Origin of the sequence: Pseudonocardia sp. 73-21 (genome assembly GCF_001899645.1) — a bacterium.
GTDB lineage: Bacteria > Actinomycetota > Actinomycetes > Mycobacteriales > Pseudonocardiaceae > Pseudonocardia.
Window position 1 is genome coordinate 1 of record NZ_MKVV01000017.1, and the last position, 19,736, is coordinate 19,736.

Annotated in this window: 20 protein-coding genes, 1 tRNA gene and 2 pseudogenes; 7 read left to right on the forward strand and 16 right to left on the reverse strand. The window is 72.1% G+C overall.

All coding sequences use genetic code 11. The features are described from left to right. Window positions 1–75 precede the first annotated feature (75 nt). Window positions 76–501, reverse strand: coding sequence for a VOC family protein (locus BGP03_RS04045; protein ID WP_296366744.1), 426 nt, complete (start codon window positions 499–501; stop codon window positions 76–78). Window positions 502–615: 114 nt separating this feature from the next. Here BGP03_RS04045 and BGP03_RS04050 point away from each other — a divergent pair. After that, window positions 616–838, forward strand: a pseudogene (locus BGP03_RS04050) (MarR family transcriptional regulator); the annotation flags it as partial. 51 nt (window positions 839–889) lie between these two features. Here the strand turns inward: BGP03_RS04050 and BGP03_RS04055 are convergent. Then, window positions 890–1,111, reverse strand: a complete 222-nt coding sequence (locus BGP03_RS04055) for a hypothetical protein (RefSeq protein WP_296366747.1) — start codon at window positions 1,109–1,111, stop codon at window positions 890–892. A 112-nt stretch (window positions 1,112–1,223) separates the two neighbouring features. Between BGP03_RS04055 and BGP03_RS04060 the strand changes: the two genes are divergently transcribed. Next, entirely contained in the window at window positions 1,224–1,466 is a 243-nt protein-coding gene (locus tag BGP03_RS04060) for a helix-turn-helix domain-containing protein (protein ID WP_296366743.1), read from the forward strand. Here the strand turns inward: BGP03_RS04060 and radC are convergent. The 5 genes from radC to BGP03_RS04085 all read right to left on the reverse strand — a co-directional run bounded on the left by radC (window position 1,444) and on the right by BGP03_RS04085 (window position 4,743). Continuing rightward, window positions 1,444–2,121 carry a DNA repair protein RadC gene (gene radC / locus BGP03_RS04065; protein WP_363093136.1) on the reverse strand — a complete coding sequence of 226 codons (678 nt, stop codon included), beginning with the start codon at window positions 2,119–2,121 and terminating at the stop codon, window positions 1,444–1,446. The two genes, BGP03_RS04060 and radC, sit on opposite strands and share 23 nt — an antisense overlap. A gap of 79 nt (window positions 2,122–2,200) precedes the next feature. Beyond that, entirely contained in the window at window positions 2,201–2,830 is a 630-nt protein-coding gene (locus BGP03_RS04070; RefSeq protein WP_298797453.1) for a hypothetical protein, read from the reverse strand. Next, a complete protein-coding gene (locus BGP03_RS04075; RefSeq protein ID WP_298797456.1) occupies window positions 2,831–3,145 on the reverse strand; it encodes a hypothetical protein in 315 nt (104 codons plus the stop codon). It abuts the gene before it with no gap. Window positions 3,146–3,500: 355 nt separating this feature from the next. Next, window positions 3,501–4,337, reverse strand: a complete 837-nt coding sequence (locus tag BGP03_RS04080) for an isocitrate lyase/phosphoenolpyruvate mutase family protein (RefSeq protein ID WP_298797452.1) — start codon at window positions 4,335–4,337, stop codon at window positions 3,501–3,503. Between the two features lie 211 nt (window positions 4,338–4,548). Then, a complete protein-coding gene (locus BGP03_RS04085) occupies window positions 4,549–4,743 on the reverse strand; it encodes a hypothetical protein (protein WP_296366732.1) in 195 nt (64 codons plus the stop codon). Window positions 4,744–4,789: 46 nt separating this feature from the next. Here BGP03_RS04085 and BGP03_RS04090 point away from each other — a divergent pair, with 46 nt between their 5' ends. After that, complete coding sequence (locus tag BGP03_RS04090; RefSeq protein WP_296366730.1) at window positions 4,790–4,918, forward strand: hypothetical protein; 129 nt, start codon at window positions 4,790–4,792, stop codon at window positions 4,916–4,918. Here BGP03_RS04090 and BGP03_RS04095 read toward each other — a convergent pair. Then, the gene (locus BGP03_RS04095; RefSeq protein ID WP_296366728.1) at window positions 4,906–5,406 is read right to left on the reverse strand and encodes a helix-turn-helix domain-containing protein; all 501 of its coding nucleotides are present in this window, start codon (window positions 5,404–5,406) and stop codon (window positions 4,906–4,908) included. The genes BGP03_RS04090 and BGP03_RS04095 overlap by 13 nt on opposite strands. 58 nt (window positions 5,407–5,464) lie before the next feature. Here BGP03_RS04095 and BGP03_RS04100 point away from each other — a divergent pair, with 58 nt between their 5' ends. Together BGP03_RS04100 and BGP03_RS04105 are read left to right on the forward strand one after the other, a co-directional pair. Continuing rightward, entirely contained in the window at window positions 5,465–6,265 is an 801-nt protein-coding gene (locus tag BGP03_RS04100; protein ID WP_298797450.1) for an isocitrate lyase/phosphoenolpyruvate mutase family protein, read from the forward strand. A 6-nt stretch (window positions 6,266–6,271) separates the two neighbouring features. Beyond that, window positions 6,272–7,096, forward strand: a complete 825-nt coding sequence (locus BGP03_RS04105) for a DNA-formamidopyrimidine glycosylase family protein (RefSeq protein WP_298797449.1) — start codon at window positions 6,272–6,274, stop codon at window positions 7,094–7,096. A 203-nt stretch (window positions 7,097–7,299) separates the two neighbouring features. On the opposite strand, the gene BGP03_RS04110 is transcribed toward BGP03_RS04105, so the two are convergent. After that, complete coding sequence (locus tag BGP03_RS04110; protein WP_298797448.1) at window positions 7,300–8,073, reverse strand: SDR family oxidoreductase; 774 nt, start codon at window positions 8,071–8,073, stop codon at window positions 7,300–7,302. Next, window positions 8,070–9,086: a polysaccharide deacetylase family protein gene (locus BGP03_RS04115; protein ID WP_298797447.1), complete on the reverse strand. Its 1,017-nt coding sequence runs from the start codon at window positions 9,084–9,086 to the stop codon at window positions 8,070–8,072. Before BGP03_RS04115 ends, BGP03_RS04110 begins: the two co-directional genes overlap by 4 nt. A gap of 109 nt (window positions 9,087–9,195) precedes the next feature. Between BGP03_RS04115 and BGP03_RS04120 the strand changes: the two genes are divergently transcribed. Then, window positions 9,196–10,395 carry a helix-turn-helix domain-containing protein gene (locus tag BGP03_RS04120; protein WP_298797445.1) on the forward strand — a complete coding sequence of 400 codons (1,200 nt, stop codon included), beginning with the start codon at window positions 9,196–9,198 and terminating at the stop codon, window positions 10,393–10,395. Here BGP03_RS04120 and BGP03_RS35755 read toward each other — a convergent pair. Further along, window positions 10,382–11,000, reverse strand: a pseudogene (locus BGP03_RS35755) (NADP-dependent oxidoreductase). The gene BGP03_RS04120 and the pseudogene BGP03_RS35755 sit on opposite strands and share 14 nt — an antisense overlap. 264 nt (window positions 11,001–11,264) lie before the next feature. On the opposite strand from BGP03_RS35755, the gene BGP03_RS04130 reads away from it, so the two are divergent. Next, window positions 11,265–12,875 carry an AMP-dependent synthetase/ligase gene (locus tag BGP03_RS04130; RefSeq protein ID WP_298797441.1) on the forward strand — a complete coding sequence of 537 codons (1,611 nt, stop codon included), beginning with the start codon at window positions 11,265–11,267 and terminating at the stop codon, window positions 12,873–12,875. A 227-nt stretch (window positions 12,876–13,102) separates the two neighbouring features. Here BGP03_RS04130 and BGP03_RS04135 read toward each other — a convergent pair. From BGP03_RS04135 to BGP03_RS04155, 5 genes are all read right to left on the reverse strand, one after another. Continuing rightward, window positions 13,103–13,179, reverse strand: a tRNA-Thr gene (locus BGP03_RS04135). Window positions 13,180–13,252: 73 nt separating this feature from the next. Continuing rightward, window positions 13,253–14,404, reverse strand: a complete 1,152-nt coding sequence (locus BGP03_RS04140) for a DNA polymerase III subunit delta' (protein ID WP_298797439.1) — start codon at window positions 14,402–14,404, stop codon at window positions 13,253–13,255. Next, a complete protein-coding gene (locus BGP03_RS04145; RefSeq protein ID WP_298797437.1) occupies window positions 14,401–16,410 on the reverse strand; it encodes an MFS transporter in 2,010 nt (669 codons plus the stop codon). Before BGP03_RS04145 ends, BGP03_RS04140 begins: the two co-directional genes overlap by 4 nt. Before the next feature lie 69 nt (window positions 16,411–16,479). Continuing rightward, entirely contained in the window at window positions 16,480–17,010 is a 531-nt protein-coding gene (locus BGP03_RS04150) for a hypothetical protein (protein ID WP_296367034.1), read from the reverse strand. Between the two features lie 59 nt (window positions 17,011–17,069). Continuing rightward, a complete protein-coding gene (locus tag BGP03_RS04155; RefSeq protein ID WP_296367032.1) occupies window positions 17,070–19,454 on the reverse strand; it encodes a penicillin-binding protein in 2,385 nt (794 codons plus the stop codon). Window positions 19,455–19,736: the final 282 nt, after the last annotated feature.

A 19,736-nucleotide genomic window follows, 5' to 3' on the forward strand; every position in this document is an offset into this window, starting at 1 on the left:
CGATGGAGGCCGACAGACGACAACGCGCTGATCACCATTCCCGCCCCAGCCCGGGCAGTTACGCGACAGGCTCGATCAGGCGGCCGGCACGGCCGTGGGGTCCATCCACATGACCTGCCAGCCATGGCCGTCGAGGTCGAAGAAGCTGCGCGAGTACATGAACCCGTGGTCCTCGGCCCCGTCGGCCTCGGTGCCGCCCGCGGCGAGGGCCGCGTCGCAGATCGCGTCGACCTCGTCGCGCGTCGGCGCGCTGAAGCAGTAGAGCGCCAGCGCGTGCGTCGTGGGATCGGCGATCGGCAGCTTCGAGTGCTGCGCGAACGTCTCACGGCTCAGCAGCATGACGAAGGCCTGCTCGCCGACGAGCATGCAGGCGGCGTTGTCGTCGGTGAACGCGGGGTTGAAGCTGAACCCGAGCTTCGCGAAGAACGCCGTGCTGCGCTCGAGATCAGCGACGGGCATGTTCACGAAGAGCATCCGGCCGGGGTTGGTGGTCGTGGTCATGACGGGCTCCAGTCGACGTTGCGGTGAGGTCAAGCAGGAGGACCGGGCCGGCCCGCGGATCTCATCGGTCTCGGGGCGATGTCGAGGTCGGGGCACACCTTCGCCTAGGGAGAGGCCTAGGGAGAGGTGGTGCGCCCCATCACGAAGGTCCGGGCGCTGACCACCCCGGAAGGCGCCGGCCGCCCTCGAACGGGGCCGCGTCGCGGGCCTGCGGACGCTCGCCGACGAGCCCGGCGTCGCCCGCGCCGGCGACCTCGTGCTGACCGCAGTGACCAGCGCACCCATCGCTGGTCGACCGTTGTACGCCGCCCTCCGCGCGCTCCCGGCACCCGACGAGCAGTACGCCTCGTCGTCGACATCGGGCCGGTCTCGGCCGCCATCCCCACGCTCATCCCCTGGTAGCGGCCCTGCCGTCCCGGACCTCGATGGCGCGGGTCGCGAGCAGGTGGAGCTGGCACGGCCAGACGTAGTGCCCCGCCTGCCGGCCCGACGAGCACACCACGCAGCGGCCGGAGCCGTCGTCGGCGTGGACGGCGAGCAGCCGCTCGGCCACGCCTGCCATCCGGGCCAGTTCGACCGCCAGATGGTGCCACTGAACGTCGGCGTCCATGCGCTGCCCCAACCCGTCACAACTCGCACATCAGATGACAAGCAGTCATGATACGTGATGTTACTGATGTCGAGTAGGAACGACTGACGATCAGCACTTACGGTCTGTAGTCATGGCGGACGAGGGGCCATTGCTGTTCACGGCCGAGCTGGCGAAGCGGTTACGCGTCGCCGCCGGCACCGTGCAGCGCTGGCGTCGCGACGGCCTCATCACCCCCGCGCTCGTCACACCCGGAGGGCAGGCGCGCTGGGTGGAGGCGGACGTCCGCGACCAGCTCCGGCGCCTCGACGAGCAGCGCCAGTTCGACGCGGTGGCCGAGCCGGATCCCGGCTTCAGCCAGGGAGATCCGGACTGACGCTGCGCCAGCCATCGCCTGTGACGATCACGTGGTCGAGCAGGCGCAGATCGAGGCCGCGGGCCGCGGAACGCAGGCGGGCGGTGACGGCCACGTCCGCGCGACTCGGGTCGAGCGTTCCACCGGGGTGGTTGTGGGCCAGCGCGAACGCCACCCCGTCGTGCCGCAGCACCAGCGACAGGATCTCGCGGACCGGGACGACGCATCCGGAGGAGCCACCGCGGGCCACGGTGAGCACCCTGGTCAGCCGTTGCCCGTGATCGGCGACGAGCAGGACGACCTGCTCCACCCGTTCCCGTCCGATGAGCGGCGCCGCGACGGCGGCGACGTCCGCGGACGTGCGCAGCAGCCGGCTCCGCGTGGCAGAGGCGGCCCGGTCCGCGAGGGCGAACGCCACGACGAGCCGCGACGCCTTCGCCGGGCCGACGCCCCGGCGGCGCGCCAGCTCGTCGACGGCGGCCCTCGCGAGACCTGCCATCCCACCCCACTCGGCCAGCAGGGCCTGGGCGAGGGAGAGGGCGCTCTCACCCGAGCCGCCGGTCCCGAGCTGGATCGCCACCAGTTCGGCGTCGGACAACGCGCCCGCCCCGAGCGTCGCGAGACGCTCCCGCGGGCGGTCGTGCACGGGCAATGAGGGAATCGCCGCCCCCCACATCACGACGGCCCCGTGGGTCGATGTGGCATCCGGCAAGTGTGACCGACCACGGACGTCGCCGGCTGCGGTTTCACAGAAGTCACGCGCCGCCTGCCCGGTCCACCTCTGTGCTCCTACCCCTGGCGGGCGGGGTCGCTCCGAGGGGAACGTCGCGGTGTCGGCGTCGGGGGCGACAGGCGAGGATCCCGAGCACACCGGCCACCGTCACCGCGGTGGCGACGAGCAGTGCGGTGTCGAATCCCTCGAGGAGCCCGGCCGGGCCGGCGGCAGGCCGGGCCTCGTTTGCGATGACGGCGACCACGGTGGTGCCGATCGCGGATCCGACGTAGCGGGCGGTGTTGTTGGCCCCGCTGCCCATCCCGGCGCGGCCGCGCGGCGCACTGGCGACCGCCTCACGGCCGAGTACGGAGTTCACGACACCGGTCGTGATCCCGGCGACGAGCAGGCCGGGGACGTAACGCCAGGGCGAGGACCCGGGTGCCGCTCCCACCAGCAGCAACTGGCCGACGGCGACCACGGTGAGGCCGATCCCCAGCTGCGTCAGCCCGCTCCAGGACGTCGGCGCGACCGCGCAGATCCATGCCTGCCCTTCGAGCCCGGTACCCAGCGCCGATGCCGGCAGCGTCGCCAGCGGGGTGGTGAAGACGACGAGCGAGAGGAACGTCGCCGAGGACGCGACGGCGACCGTCGCCCGGTCCGTGCGACCCATCTAGTGGCCTCCCGTCGGCGCTGCGGACCCGACTGCGGGCCGCCGCCAGGCGACGACCCGTCCGGTGGTTCGTTGCCGCAGCTCACCGTGCTGGTTGATCGTGTCGTAGGCGAGGGTGACGCTGCCGCGACCCGGGCGTGTCTCCGAGTGGGTGATCGCACCGACCGAGATCTCCAGGTGCAGGACGTCGCCGGGACGGGTGGGACTCGGCCACTCGAGGTGGATCTCGCTCCCGATCACCCCGGTCGCGATCGGGAACGAGCAGTCCAGCAGCCGCATCGTGATCGCGGCGGTGTGCCAGCCGCTGGCCGCCAGCCCGCCGAAGAGCGTGCCCCCGGCTGCGTCCTCGTCGAGGTGGAACGGCTGGGGGTCGTAGCGGGTGGCGGGTGGCGAACTCCTGCACCTCCGCGGTCGTCACCTCGTACGTCTCGCTCCGGAAGGTCATACCCTCCGCGAGATCGTCGAGCCATAATGTCTCCACCCCGGTGCCGGGGGCGACCGGACCTGAGATTTTCACGAAGTACCTCTCACCGAACGTCAAGGGTCGGGTTCCGCCCCGGTCGGCGGCGAGCTCGATCCGATAGAGAAAGAGAAGTCACGGCCCGTCGATCGCTGTGTGTCGATCGCTGTGCACGTCGCCATTCCGATGGTTCCGGGAAAGCGGATCGCATCACCGTGGCCGGAACGCGCCGTTCACATCACCGAAGGGGTCCGCGTCGGCGAGCGAGTCGAAGGTGCCCTTCTCGATCACCTCGACCGCGGCGCGCCGGGCCAGCGAGTACGCGGCCTGGGCGACGGCCTGCCCGACGGTCACCCGGCGCACGCCCGCGGCCCGCAGATCGTCGACGCTGGGGGCGCCCGGCCCCGCCATGGCGTTGACCGGCAGGTCGACCCGGCTGGTGAGCGCCGCCAGCGTGTCGAGGTCGAGCAGGCCGGGCACGAAAAGCGAGTCCGCGCCGGCGTCGGCGTAGGAACGGGCCCGGGCCACCACGTCGTCGAACCGCCCGGCTTCCGGCCCGACCCCGAACAGGTACACATCCGTTCGAGCGTTGATGACCAGCTCGGGCAGGCCTGCCGCGGCAGCGGCCTCCCGTGCGGCGCGGATCCGGGAGACCTGGTCGTCAGCGGCGAAGAGTGGGCCACCCGGGGCGCGGGAGTCCTCCAGATTGATGCCGACGGCGCCGGCCCCGATCACCCCGGCGACGGTCTGCGCGACGTCGTCCTCGCCCGGTCCGTACCCGCCTTCGACGTCGGCGGAGACGGGGAGGTCGACCGCGGCCGCGATCCGCGCCACGGCGTCGACCATCTCCGCGCGGGTGAGGTTCTGCCCGTCCGGGCGACCGAGGCTCCAGGACACCCCGGCGCTCGTGGTGGCGATCGCCCGTGCTCCGCCGGCGGCGATGAGGGCCGCGCTCGCGGCATCCCAGGCGTTGGGGAGCACCAGCACGCCGTCGGCCTGCAGGGTGCGCAGTGCAGCGGCTCTCGCCCGCTGCCGATCGGTGACCATCGTCGTTCCCTTTCGTTGAGTAGCGATTCGCTACCCATCTAATGGCGGCGATGATTCGCCCGTCAAGGCGCCCCCGAAGAATCGGCTGACTTGGAATTTCCGCGTCACCGGCGAACCCTCACTTGGCCTTTCCAAGGCACCTCCGACTTGGATTTTCCTTTCCAGGCCACGCACCCACACGACACATTTCCCGGCGTACGCTCGATTCGTGTCACACCAGCACCCACTGTTCTCGACGACCCGCGCCGACGTGATCGACCACGAGCGCACCGGCGGTCTCGACGTCGCCGTCGACAGCGGCTTCGCCTCCGCCGAACGGATCCAGCTCGACGAGACGTCGTGGATCGTGCACGTGCACGGCTGGCTCTCCGGGGACGACGAGCTGATGCGCCACCTGATGGCCCATGCTTCCTGGGAGCAGCGGTCACGGTGGATGTACAACCGTGTGGTCGATGAGCTGGTACCGCGACCACACCGACGGCACGGGCTGGCACGCCGACCGCCCCGCCGACAGGCTCGACCGCGCCGTGATCCCGGTGCTGAGCCTCGACTTCAGCCCGCACCAGCCTCAGATCGCGTAGCGGTAGGAGATGTGCTCCCCGTCGACGACGGCGTCGTCGGAATCGACGAACTCGACCCGCACAGGCTTGTCCTGCTCCAGGGTGCGGCCGACCTCGGTGAGGCCGGACCCGCTGGGACGGTGGACGTCACCCCACTGCTGCAGGGCCGCCAGCACGAGCCGCATCTCCCGGCCGGCCTGGGTGAGCTCGTACCGGGGGCGGGCGCGGCGCCCGGGCTCCTTGTACGACTGCCTGGTCAGCAGTCCCTCGTCCACCAGCTTGGTCAGGCGCTGGGTGAGGATGTCGGTCGCGATGCCGAGCAGGTCCTGGAAGTCGGTGAAGCGCGAGACCCCGTTGAGGGCCGCCTCGCAGAGGATGCGCAAGGTCCACTTGTCCCCGACGATGCCGAGCACGCGGGCGATCGTGCAGACCCGCTCGTCCTCCTGCCCGGAGGCCGCCACCCCGTGCGGGACCGTCTCGGCCTCGGCTGCAGAGTCCACCGTCGTCATGCGTCCGACGGTACAACCTCGCCACGACACTCATCGCGGTTCGACCGGGAGGCACACCATGACCGCGCACCACGAGACCCGAGCGAGGGCGTTCGCCCGGCTCCACGACGGTCCGACCCCGTTGCTGCTGCCGAACGCCTGGGACGTCACGTCCGCCCTCGCGTTCGCGCGGGCCGGCCACCTGGCTGTCGGAACCACCAGCTTCGGTGTCGCCGCGTCCGACGGCCGCCCGGACGGTGGCCGCGCCACCCGTGATTCCACCCTGGCCCTCGCCACGGCCCTGCGCCACCTGCCGATCCCCCTGAGCGCGGACATCGAGGACGGCTACCACGACGACCCCGCTGCGGTCGCCGACGACGTCGCGGCCCTCGCCCACGCCGGCGCCGTGGGCGTCAACATGGAAGACAGCACCGCCGAGGCACTCATCGAACCCGCGCGACACGCCGCGAAGATCGCCGCGATCAAGGACCGCTGCCCGGCGGTCTTCCTCAACGCGCGCGTCGACACCTACTGGCTGGGTCAGGACGCCACCCCGGAGCACACCCTCGCCCGCGCCGAGGCCTACGTCCGGGCCGGGGCCGACGGTGTGTTCCTGCCCGGCCTCACCGACCCTGCCGTCCTCCGCGAGGCCACCCGGACCCTGCCCGTGCCGGTCAACACCCTCGTCGTCCCCGGTCTCACCCTCGGTCAGCTCGCCGACCTGGGCGTCCGGCGCGTCAGCACCGGGTCGCTGCCCTACCGGGCCGCGATCCACGCCGCCCTCGACGTCGCGTCGGCGGTACGCGACGGTCGCACCCCACCGCCCGGAATCCCCTACTCGGAGCTCCAGACCGCCCTCGTCGACCACACCACGAGGTGAGTCCGCATGCCGGAGCTGCCCGAAGCCGAGTCCGCTCGCACTGTCATCGCACGCTCCGCCCTCGGTCGCCGGATCGTCGACGTCGACGACTCCGACAGCTACGTCTGCCGCCCGCACGAACCCGGTGAGCTGCGCCATGCGCTGGAGGGAGCGACGCTGCGCGCCGCTCATCGCAGGGGGAAGTCGTTGTGGTGCACGGTCGACACCGGGGGCGTCCTCGGGGTGCACCTGGGCATGTCCGGCAAGATCGTCATCGCGGCGGCGGACGGCACCGAGGTGGACGGCGGTGACAACTGGGAGTTCGGGCGCCTGCCCGGCGACTACCGGCATGCCCGGTTCTCCCTGACCTTCCGCGACGGCGGAGCGCTGCACCTGATCGACCCGCGCCGGCTGGGCCGCATCCGGCTCGACCCGCACCTCGACGACCTGGGCCCCGACGCCGCCGACATCGACCTCCCCCGCTTCCTCTCGGCGCTGGGGACCGGCCGGACTGCGATCAAGGCTCGGCTGCTCGACCAGCACGCACTCGCCGGCATCGGAAACCTGCTCGCCGACGAGATCCTCTCCCGGGCAGCGCTCAACCCGGCCCGGCCGGTCCGCTCGCTGTCCGATCAGGAACGAGCCCGGCTCCACGAGTCGGTCGTCGGCGCGGTCGGTGATGCCCTGACCGGGGGCGGCGTCCACACACTTGCCTCGGTGTCACAACGCCACAGCCGCGGCCGATGCCCGGTCGACGGAACACCACTCCTGAAGTCCTCCGTCGGCGGCCGCACGAGCTTCTGGTGCCCCCGGCACCAGGGTGCACTACAGCCATCACGGCCAGAAAGATGAATGGAGCCGCCTTTGGGGACTCGAACCCCAGACCTACGCATCACGAGAGATTTCGTCACCGGGTACACCGTGCACACTCAGTCCATCCGTGCACGTCACCGGTCCCATCGTGCTCAACCGAGAACACCGGTTTACTCCATTGGAGGCCACGCCAGCTGGCTGAAAGCGCGGTCATCACCTGGAGCCCGGCGTCTGCACGCGAATCAGGCAGTGCATCCTGCGATGCCGCCGTCCACGGGTAGAACGACACCGGTGAGATAGGACCCGGCGGGCGAGGCGAGATAGCGGATGGCGCCGATGATGTCGTCCGCAGAGCCGAGCCGCCGAAGCGGAATGGCCTTCTCGATCAGCGCTCGACCGGAATCCGACGCGAGCGCAGCGGCCGTCATGTCACTCGGGAACGCACCCGGGGCGACCGCGTTGACGAGTACGCCGTCCTGTGCGAGGACCGCGGCGAGGTGGCGGGTCATCATGTGCACAGCGGCCTTGCTCGCCGAGTAGGAGTAATTCTCGAACACCGGTACCCGCAGCCCGTCGACCGAGCCGATGTTCACCACCCGTGCCGGGTGCTCGGCGCTCGCCGCGCGGCGCAGCGCGGGCAGCAGCGCCGTGGTGAGCTCGAACAGACCGACCACGTTGGTGCTCAGCACGCGGTCCCAACCCTTGCGGGGGAACGTGTCGAGCGGGGCGCCCCACGTCACGCCCGCGTTGTTGACCAGCACGTCGAGGGATCCGCCGAACTCCGCGTCCACAGCGTCGACCACGGCGGTGACTCCGTCAGCGGTGCTCACGTCCGCGGGCACTGCGGGACAGCCGAGCCGGTCGCCCGCGGCGCGGCAGGCGTCGGCCTTGCGGGAGGTCACCAGGACCCGGGCCCCGGCGTGGAGCAGGCCCTCGGCGGCCATCGCGCCGATCCCCCGGGTCCCACCGGTGACCACGACCGTCCGGCCGCCGACGTCGAACAGGTCCTTCGTCACGCGTCCACCGCCGGGTTCCAGTCCAGGTCGGTGGTCACCGGCTCGGAGCCGACGGCCTGCGCCGCGGCGACGAGCGCCGGGCCGAGCAGGTCGGACTCGGTCATCCCCTCGACGGGGCAGCAGCGCTGCACCTCGTTCAGGATCCGCGGAGGTGTGTCGGCGACCCCGATCCCGGCGTGCTCGGCCCACTTCTGGGTGGAGTTGCGGAAGTACCGGGTCACGGTCGGGGGCACGATCTGGTTCGCCGGGTCGCTCATCGCCTCCTCGAGCGTCACGAACTGGACGCCGACGGCCGCGTAGGCGGCGAGGACCTCAGCATAGGCGTCGGCGGCGATCGGGGTCCCGTGGATGAGCGCGATGTGCGGAGGCTGCCGTCCGAACACCTCCTGGGCGGCAGCGGCCTGGTTGCGCAGGGCGTCGACCGCCGTCTCGGCGAAGCGCCGCCGCACCCATGCCGCGGCCTCGGTGTCCCCGGTGACCAAGGTTCGCAGGTAGGCCACGAGGAACTGCACGTCGTAGAACCAGTGGGTGATCGGCGCGGGCAGCAGGCCGCGGCGGACGAGGTGGGCCTGCACGTGGTCGGTCTTGTCCCGCGTGTCGCCCCACATGTCGAAGGCGTAGCGGAAGTACCGGGTGGGGGCCTTCGCCAACCACGGTTCGAGAATGTCGACGTTGCGGTCGAGGTCGGCGACGTACGACGCGGCGTCGGTCCAGTTGAGGCTGGCGTGGCTGTGGGTGTGCGCCGCGACGTGGTGGCCGCGGTCGGTCCAGTGGTCGAGCGCCGAGAGCCAGTCCGGGTGGTCCTCGACCGGCGCGGTCGACGTGAAGGCGTACACCTCGGGGACCCGGTACTGCTCGAACGCGTCGCACAGTCGGCCGAGCACGATGTCGGGGTCGTAGCCGGGGGGGAAGCCGGCCCCTCTCCACATGAACGGGTCGTCGAGCGTGACGGCGAGCCGCAGTGGCTCCTGCGCGCGTCCGCTCTCGTCGATGAGCGCGGTGGTGTCGGTCATGGGTCGAGCGTGGGGGACGCCGCAGGATCCCCGCGACGCGTCCGGCGCACACCGCCCGGTGTGGTCTCGCCACACCCGACCGGACCGCGGGCGACCCTACGATGCGCCCATGCCGAACTCCGGGACCGGAGCCAGGTCGACGACGCCGTCGCACCCACCCATTGCGGAGTTCGTCACCTGGCTCGACCAGCGCGTCGCCCGCATCGTCGACGACATGTACGCCGCCGTCGTCGCCGCCACGCCCTCCGTGGTGCGCGACGACGAGGACGTGCGGCTGCTCCGCGAGGCCCTGGACTCCCACATGCCGCTGCTGAGGGACGCCGCGCAGTCGGCGACACCCAGGGTGGGTGTGCAGCTGGGCCGGCCCGCGGAGCGCTGGTCCCGCCGGCTCGCCAGGGCCGAGACCGACCTGGCCGACCTGGTGCTCGCCTACGACGCCGCTGCAGACGTGATCGTCGCGACCTTCGCGGCGCACCTGCGTGAGAGCGGAGTGTCCGACGCCCGCCGGGCCGACGCCCTCGAGACCGTGCTGGACCGGCTCTTCCGCTACCTGCGCACCGCCTGCGCCGCCGCGACCGCGGCCTACGTCCAGGAGCGCGAGCTCCTGCGCCAGCGCGACGCCTCCGACCTGCGGGCGGTGATCGTCGACGTGCTCGCGGGGACCGCGGACAGCACCGCTGCCGAGGCACGTCTGGGCTACCGCTTCGCCGACACCCACGCCGCCTTCGTGATCTGGGGATCGCACGCCACCTCCGCCGAGCTCGACCGCGCCGTCGCCCGGCTCCGCGCCGTCGCCCGTCCCCGTCAGCTCGTCGCGGTTCCGGACGGCCCCACGGCCGTCCACGGCTGGTTCTCGGGCGGCGACGTCGAGGCCTGGATGTCGGGCACCTCGGGATTGCGCCTCGCCCTCGGCAGCCCGCACCCGGGCCTCGCCGGGTTTCGGGCCTCGCACCGGGAGGCTGCCGAGACATGCAAGCTCGCCACGCGCTGGGTCGACGGCCCAGTGGTCCGGTTCGACGACGTCGTGGTGCTCGCCCTGGCCGACGGCACCCCCGGGCTCGCCGCGCCCTGGGCAACCGCGCGGCTGGGTGCCCTCGCCGACCCCGCCCACTCCGACCTCCTGCAGACCCTCCGGATCTGGCTGGCCGAGCTGGGCAGCCCGACCCACGCGGCACGCAGGCTCACCGTGCATCCCAACACGGTCGTGAAACGGCTGGAGCGGATCGCGGCGCTGCTCCCGGTCCCGTTGGATCCGAGGTCCGCCGTACTGCGGGTCGCGGTGGAGCTCGCACCCCTCACCCGAGGCTGACCACGAGCTTCCCCACGTGGCCGCCGTCGAACGACCCGACGAACGTCGGGACGACGACGCTGTCGAAGCCCTCCACCACGGTCTCGAACGCGCGCAGCCGGCCCGTCTCGACCTGCGCGCCGAGTTCGGCCTCGCACCGCGCCGCGCGGTCGGCGTGGTCGACCACGATGAACCCCTCCGCCCGGATGCGCTTCGTCACCAGCAGGCCGAAGTTCCGCGGCCCCGGAGGCCGGACGACGTCGTCGTACCCGGCGATCAGCCCGCACAACGCGATCCGGCCGCGGTTGTTCATCCGGTCCAGGACGGCTTCCATCATCGGGCCCCCGACGTTCTCGAACACCGCGTCGACCCCGTCCGGCGTCGCGGAGCTGGTCCGCCCAGTCGTCGGCCCGGTGGTCGACGACCGCGTCGACGCCGAGCTCGTCGGTGAGCAGCGCGCACTTGCGCGGCCCGCCCGCACTCGCGACGACGCGCGCCCCCGCGAGTCGGGCCAGCTGGACGGCGGCCGAGCCGACCGCGCCCGCGGCGGCGGAGACGAACACCGTCTCCCCGGCCCGCGGCGAGCAGATGTCCCCGATGCCCACCCACGCGGTCAGGCCCGTCATGCCGAGGATGCCGAGCCGGGCGGTCGACGCGTCGGGCGGGTCCGTGCCCGGACCCCGCCCTCCGGGCAGCGCTGTCGGGGGACCTGGACCTGCGCGAAGTCGGAGTCGCGGACCCGGCCGTGCGGACGCTGGGCGAGAACGACGGAATGAGGCACCTCCCCAGGCTGGGGACGGCGCCGACGTCCGACCATGGTCCGGGGCACCACCGTGCGGTGGCGGCCGGGCCCATCGCGGGTGGGATCCGACGGACCTAGCGTCCGAGGGATGCCGGACACGGTCATCTCCGCCTTCGCCGCACACGTCACCGCCCAGCCGGACGCCGTCGCCCTCAGCTCGGGCGACGGCTCGGTGCGCTGGACCCGGCGCGAGTACGCCGAGAAGGCGGCGCGACTCGCGTCCGCGTTCAGCGCCCTCGGGGTCCGTCCCGGGGACACCGTCGCACTCCTGATCGGGAACCGGCCCGAGTGGCAGCTCAGCGACCTCGCGGCGCTACTGGTGGGCGCGGCTCCGTTCTCCCTGTACGTCACCGCGCCCCCGCCGGAGTCCGCCGAGCTCATCACCCGGGCACGCGCCCGTCTCGTCGTCGCCGATCCCGAACTGCTGCGCGACGACCACCTCCCGGCCGGCGTCCCCGTCGTCACCGTCGACGAGCTGGATCACCTGCCGACCGATCCCACGTTCGTGCCCCACGAGCCGGAGCCGGACGACGTCGCGACCCTGATCTTCACCTCGGGCACGACCGGGAAGCCGAAGGGCGTGGAACTCACCCACGCCGCGATCGTCTTCCAGCTCCGCGCCCTGGACTCCATCGTCCGCCTGGACGGCGGCACGACGGTCTCCTATCTCCCCCACGCGCACATCGTCGACCGGGTGGTCGGCCACTACGCCGCGCTGGTCGGCGGCACGAGCGTGACGACCGTGGCCGACCCGACCACCCTGTTCGACGTCCTCCAACAGGTCCGGCCGCGGCTGTTCACCTCCGTCCCCCGGATCTGGCAGCGCATCGAACGGCTGATGCGCGCCATGCTCCGCGACGGCGCCACGCACGAGCAGCTGGCCTCCCGGTTCGGGCTCGACGGCGCGCAGTGGCTGGTCACGGGGTCGGCGCCGCTACCGGCCTCGACCCACGAGTTCTTCGCCTCGATCGGTCTCCCCCTGCACGACCTCTGGGGCCTGAGCGAGACCACCGCCGTCGCGACCTACACCGGGCCGGACGACGCCTACCGGGACAGGGCCGGCACGGTCGGTCGCCCGCTCCCCGGCACCGCCGTCCGGCTCGCCGACGACGGCGAGATCCTGGTGCACGGCCGCCACCTCGCCCGCGGCTACCGCGACGATCCGCAGGCGACAGCGGACTCGTTCACCGACGGATGGTTCCGCACCGGGGACCTCGGGGAGTGGCGGGGCGAGCTCCTCACGGTCACGGGCCGGAAGAAGGACCTCATCATCACCGCGGGCGGTGAGAACATCTCACCCAGCCGGATCGAGGACATCCTCGCCGAGTCATCCCTGGTGGACCAGGTTCTCGTCATCGGCGACGGACGGCCCTTCCTCGTCGCCCTCGTGGTTCCCGATTTCGCCGAGCTCGCCCTTCGCGGCGTCCACGGCGACCCCGAGGAGGTCGTCGCCGACCCGAGGACCCGCGCGCTGCTCGAGACTGCGCTCGACACCGCGAACCAGAAGCTCTGCAAGGCCGAGAAGGTCCGAGCTCATGCCATCCTGCCGCGGGCCTGGACCGGCGACTCCGGCGAGCTCACCCCGACGCTCAAACTGCGTCGCGGGGCGGTCGAGCAGAGCAATCGCGCCCTCGTCGACGAACTCTATGCCGGCACCCGTCCGCGCGACCGACAGACCGACAGGACACCTGCAGGCTGACCACATGCGGAACGTCGCCGACGAGGATCGTCGTGGGACGAGTTGCAGTCCGCCGGTGGCCTCAACCCGAATCCGGCCACCCGTGCCCACTCCTACCTGTGGTGCACGAGATGACGAACGCATCACGGGGAGGCCACGCCGCATCGCCCTGAGCAGCGAAAGCAGTTCGATCAGAGGCCACGACGACGTCGACGCCGTGACCCGCTTAGGTCTCTGAACTGCGAAAATGGAGCCGCCTTGGGGAGTCGAACCCCAGACCTACGCATTACGAGTGCGTCGCTCTAACCGACTGAGCTAAGGCGGCGTTGTGCCTGCGTCAGTGTAGCGACCGCCGCAGGCGGGTTGCGCCCCACCCGTCCACCGCCCTGACCTGCGGTTCAGCCGCGCTGCAGGGACATCATCATCGCCTCGACCGCGATCTCCGGCTTCACGTTCAGGTCCATCGCCGTGCGGCAGGCGAGGACGGCCTCGAGCCGGCGCAGCGCCGACTCCGCCGACCACTCGGACGCGGCGCGGCGGATGTCGGTCTCGCGGTCGGGGTTGGTGAGGCGGACCTGCGCGTCGCTGCCCACCACGATCACGTCGCGGTAGAACCCCGCGAGGTCGACCAGGGCGCGGTCGATGGCGTCGCGCTGGGTGCGGGTGTTGCGGGACTTCTGCTGCTTCTCCAGCTCCCGTTCCGCCGCTTTCGCGCCGCGGGCGGCCTGCGCGACGCCCTTGCCCACTCCGCCGGCGCCCATGGCGACGGCGAGCTCCTCGCGCTCGGCGGCGTCGCGGCCCTCGCTCATCTCGACGGCCTCGGCCTTGGCGTTGCGGACGAGATCGCCGGCGTAGGCGAAGACGTCGCCGAGGCCGCGGAGGCGCATGGGCAGACCCAGGACCGTCTCGCGGTAGGCGCGGGCCTCGGGGTCGCGGGCCAGGCGGCGGGCCCGGCCGACGTGGCCGCCCGACACCGACGCCGCCCAGCGGGCCTGGTCGGGTTCGATGCCGTCGCGGCGGACCAGGACGTCGGCGATGGCCTCCGGCACGGGTGTGCGCAGGGGGACCGGGCGGCAGCGGGAGCGGATGGTGACGCTGACGTCCTCGGGATGGTCCGACGGCGCGCAGAGCAGGAAGATCGTCTGCGGCGGGGGCTCCTCGATCACCTTGAGCAGCGCGTTGGCCGCGTTCTCGGTGAGCCGGTCGGCGTCGGTGATGATCAGCACCTGGTACGCGCCCATGGCCGGGCGGCGGGCGGCCGACTGCACGAGCGTGCGCATCGACTTCACCGAGATCGACAGGCCGTCGGGCACGATCTCGCGGACGTCGGCGTGGGTGCCCGTCATCACCGTGTGGCACGACACGCAGTGGCCGCAGCCGTGGTCGGGGCACTGCAGCGCCGCCGCGAACGCCCGCGCGGCCACCGAACGGCCGGAACCGGGCGGGCCGGTGAACAGCCACGCGTGGGTCATCGCCGACGGGTCCTCGGCCGCCGCGCTCAGCTCCGCCACGGCCGTGGGCTGACCGACGACCTCGTCCCAGACCGTCACGTGTCCGCCTCGATCGGGGCCATGGCCGGTTCTTCCGATGGCGCAGCCTTCACCGGCAGCATCCCGGCCAGGCCCGCGTGGACGCGCTCGGCGACCTCGTCGGGGGTGCCGTCGGCGTCGACCACGACGTAGCGGTGCGGTTCCGCGGCCGCCATGCGGGTGAGCAGCCGCTGCACCCGCAGGTGCTGCTCACCGGCGATGCCGGTGGCCGGCGCGATGTCGGCGGGGGCGCGGTCGAGCAGCACCGAGACGTCCGGACGCAGCCGCCCGGTGGCCCACGCCGCCAGGTTCTCCAGCTCGCGGGGATCGAGCGCCGCCTGTGCCGCCACCCCGTAGTGGGCGAGCGGGCTGGCGAGGAACCGGTCGACGACGACGACCGCACCGGCGGCCAGCGCCGGGCGGATCACGCGCTCCACCTGGTCGGCCCGCACCGCCGCCGCCGCGAGCGCGGTGGCCCGGCTGCCCGCCAGCGCGGCCTCGCGGGTGGCCGCCTCCCAGCGCTCGCGCTCGTCGTCCTCGGGTTCGACGACGGTGTGGCCCCCGGCGCGCAGCCGCGCGGCCAACCGGGACGCCTGCGCGGCCGTCTCCTCGGCGGGTGCGCCCTCCACGGCGATCAGCACGCCCGCGCCCTCGCGCGGCTCTCCCCGGCGCAGCGCGGCGAGCAGGTCGGGCAGCATCGGCTCGGTGCGGCGGTCGTCCATCTGCCGGTAGGCGAGCATGCCCACGCCGGCCGCGACGAGGCCACCGGCGAGCATCACCACGCGCGTGCCGTCGACGACGAACGGGAGCCCGAACACGTCCACGGTGCGGGTGGCGACGAGCCCGACGATCAGCGGCACCACTGCCAGCGAGCCCAGCAGCGTGAGCCGCACGATCGACTGGACGAACGCGTTGATGCGGCCGCGGATGTCGTCGGCCACCTGCGAGCCGATGATCGTCAGGCCGGTGAGGAACGCGATGCCGGCGAACCCGCCCACCAGCATCACCGCGGCGATGGCCACGAACAGGTGCGGCGCGATCGCGACCAGCACCAGGGCCAGCCCGGCCGCGACGATGGCCGCGCCGAACAGCCGGTTGTGCGGGATGTTGCGGGCCATTCTCGGGGCGGCGCCCATGCCGATGGCCAGCCCGACGAACACCGACGCGAACAGCACGCCGTAGGCCGCGTTGCCACCGCCGAGGCTCGCGGCGTAGAGCGTGGCCGAGCCGACCACGATGCCCCCGGCGGTGAACGCGCCGATGATGCCGGTGACCAGGCCGCGGATGAGCGGCGTGCGCACGACGAACGTGGCGCCGTCGCGGATCAGGGTGAGCACACCCGGCGTGACCTCACGCCGGCCCGACGCGCGACCGGAGATCTCCGGGATCGCGAACCACACCACGAGCGCGATGAGCAGGTACGCGAACCCGCTGAAGACCAGCGTGATGTAGACGATGTCGATGGCGGCGGCCCCCAGCGACGCCCCCACCCGCGACACCAGCGCGAACAGGCCGGACGCGGTGATGACCGAGACGCCGTAGGTCATGACGAGGGCGAGCTGGCTGGCCGTCTCGACCTGGTCGGGGCGGCGCAGCAGGTTGGGCACCGCGGCGTCCTTGGCCGGGATCCAGAACATCGCGCAGAACTCGATGAGGAACGTGGCGAGGAACAGCCACCACAGCGACCCCACCAGCGGGATGGACACGAACAGCCCGAAGCGCAGCAGGTCGCTGACGACCATGACGGCGCGGCGGTCGAACTTGTCGGCCAGCGCCCCGGCGAGCGGACCCAGCACGAGCGAGGGCAGCAGCTTGGTGGCCACCACACCGCCGAGGGCGAAGCTCTGGGCCTGGTAGCCGCTGGTGAGCTGGGTGGCGAGCGCGGACAGGGCCAGCAGGCTCATCCAGTCGCAGATGCCCGCCACGGACGTGACCATCCACAGCCGCCGGAACGCCGGGATGGCCAGCACGCTGCGGACGCGCTGGGAGGTGGCCGCGGACAGATCCGGGCCGGGCTCCGATGCCATCGCTGCTCACCTCCTGGCGTGGTCGCGGGGCCCAGGGTAATCGGCGGTGCCGACGGTCCGGTTCGGCGCTCAGGGTGTCAGCAGGGCCACGACCATCTGGACGAGGATCAGCGCGAAGACGCAGATGAAGAACAGGTTGAACAGCCGGGAGCCCAACCGGCTGCGGGTGTGCCGCGACAGGCCGAGGATCCCCTGCTCGGGCTCGATCCGCGGACGGGCGCGGAGGTGGGGCGGGGCTGCCGGGGCGGTCGGCGGTGGCCGGACACCGGCCGCGGCGCGGGGTGGCCCCGGCCGACCGGGGGTCGCCGGCGGCACGGTGGGACGGACGACCGGGGACGGGGCAGGCGGCGGAGCGGGCGGTGGTCCGGACCGTTCCGGATCCGCGCCCTCCGAGTGTGACGACGCCGCAGCGGCCGCCCTCAGCTTCGCGATGTACGCCTGTTCGACCGTGATCGGTGTCCGGGGACGCTCCGCCGCGTCGGGCACGGCGGCCGGTCCCGAAGCGATGATCACCGGCGGGTCGGCGGCGGTGCCCCGCCCGCCTCCTCCCTCGGACGCGGCAGCCCCGTCGACGGACTCGTCGTCCACCCCGGCCGTCATGCGCGGGATGGTAGGCCGGGGAGCCCGGCGCCGTCAGCAACCAGGCCGGACCCGGACGGTCAGTTCCCGCCGGGCGGAACCTGCTGACCACCGGGCGGCTGGGCCCCCGGCTGGTCGCCGGGTGGCTGGTCGGTGCCCGGCGGCGCGGGCGGCGGCGGGACCGAGCCGCTGCTGACGCTCAGCACGATCGTCTCCCCGGGCAGCGCCGAGCCGCGGGGGCTCTGCCCGACGACGGTGCCGCGCGGGGCGGCGTTGTCCACGGTGCGGTTCGAGACCTGCCAGTTGGCCCGTTGCAGGATCGAACGGGCGTCGTTCTGGCTGCGCCCCACCACGTCCGGGACGCGGGACGCGGCGCCCCCATCGAGGAACTTGTCGTCGGTGGGCGGCAGCGGCAGGACCGGCTGGCCGTCGAGGATCGGCTTCATGGCCCCGAACCACGTCTCGGCGGGGGTCTTGCCGCCGAAGATGTTGCCGCTGCGGCAGGCGAACGGGGGGCCGGCGCCGTCGCAGAGCGGCTGCGGGCGGTTGGAGTTGTCGAACGCGATGACCGCGCCCGCGAGCTCCGGCGTGACCCCGACGAAGGCGGCGGACTTGTGGTACTGCGTGGTACCGGTCTTGCCGGCCATCGGCCGGTTCCAGCCCACCTGGCGGGCCGCCCCGGCCGCGGTGCCGCTGACGACGTCCTTGCTCAGGCCGGTCATCAGGGTGTTGGCCAGCCCCGGCTCCACGGCCTGGTTGCACGGCGCCTCGGTGATGGCGACCGGCTGTCCGGACTGGTCGGTGATGGAGTCGATCGGGCTCGGCGGGCACCACTTTCCGGCGCTGGCGAGCGTGGCGCCCACGTTGGCCAGCTCCAGCACGCTCGTCGGGCTCACACCGAGGGTGAACGAGGCCTGCTTCTGCTCCTTGGTGATCTCGGCGATGGAGCGGCCGGTGCGGACGCCGGTCTCCGTCACGTACTCGGTGGTGGCCAGCGACTTCATGCCCAGCCGCACCGCCATGTCGACGACATCGGGCACCCCGGTGAACTCCTCCAGCTTCACGAACGCCGTGTTCGGCGACGTGGCGAGGGCGTCCTGCAGCGACATCCGCTCCGCGTACTTGCCGGCGTTCTGCACCGGGATCGACCGGCCGCTGCCGTCCTTGTAGATGGGCGACAGGTACCCGCTCGGCGGGACGGCGAGCTGGTAGTTGATGCCCAGGCCCTTCTCCAGCGCCGTGGCGGCGGTGAAGATCTTGTAGGTGGAGCCCGCGCCCATCGGCACCGGCTCGTAGGGCAGGCCGTAGCTGGTCTCGAGCTTGTCGCCGTCGAGACCGAAGACCCGGCTCGACGCCATGGCCACCACGCGGTGCTTGGTCTGCCCCGGCTGCACCACGGACATCACGTCGGCGACGTTGGGCTGGTCGGGCGGCACCTCGGCGTTCAGCGACGCCTTCGTCTTGGCCAGCACGTCGCGGTCCAGCGAGGTCTTGATGGTCAGACCGCCGCGCATGAGCTGGTCCTGCGACAGGCCGGCCTCGATCAGGTAGGCCTGCACGTACTTGCAGAAGAAGCCCGCGTCGCCCGCCCCGATGCAGCCGCTGGGCTGGGTGACGAGCGGGTTGACGACGCCGAGCGGGGCCGCGAGCGCGGTGGCCAGTTGCTTGTCGTCGATCATCTGCTGGTCGCGCATCAGCTGGATGACGACGTTGCGCCGGTCCAGCGCGGCCTTGGCCTTCGTCACCGGGTCGTAGGCGGTGGTGCTGCGCACCATGCCGGCCAGCATCGCGGCCTGCGGCACCGTCAGCTTCGCGGCGGTGGTGTTGAAGTAGGTGCGCGCCGCCGACTGGATGCCCGCCGCCCCGTTGCCGAACGAGACGATGTTCAGGTAGCGGGTGAGGATGTCCTCCTTGCTCAGGTTGCGCTCCAGTTGTAGCGCGATCTGGGCCTCCTTGAGCTTGCGCGCGGGCGTCTGCTCGGTGGCCTTGAGCCGCTCGGTCTCGGTCTTGGCGTCGACGTAGAGGAAGTAGTTCTTGACGTACTGCTGGGTGAGCGTGGACGCGCCCTGCACGACGTCGCCCGAGGCGGAGTTGGCCACGAGCGCGCGGATCGTGCCCTGCCAGTCGACGCCGTTGTGCTGGTAGAACCGGCGGTCCTCGGTGGCCACGATCGCGGCCTTCATGGCCGACGAGATCTGGTCCGACGTGACGGTCTGCCGGTTCTGGTTCGGGTCGAAGAACCGCGCGATGGGCACCCCGGACGAGTCGGTGACGGTGGTGGTGACCGGCAGCGGCCCGTCCACGACGTCGGTGGAGACGGTGGTGACGCTGTCGCCCGCGTCACCTGCGACGAGTCCGAAGCCTGCCGCCGCCGGGAACGAGATGCCGGCCGCCAGCATGCCGGCGACCAGGCTCAACCCGAGAAGCAGGCCGACCGGACGTAGGAGGAGGCGCGGTGAGCTCACGTCGAGTCAGGGTACGCGGAACCTCGTGATCGTCCCGTACGGCGCGAACGGGTAGTTCTCGGTCGCGGGGCGGCCCCGGAATCAGGGCCATGATGTCGACCGGCCGATGGAATTGAGTAGTTTTGCTCGCTTTCGAGGGGAACCTCCCGCTCCCAGAATCCGTCTGTGCTGGTCATGAGGAGTGCATCGACGATCTCGGGAGTTTCCATGACCGTGTCAAGCCGCGCTGACTGCCGGGGCTGGTGCCTCGGTGGTGAAGGTGCGGTTGTCGCGGATCAGGGC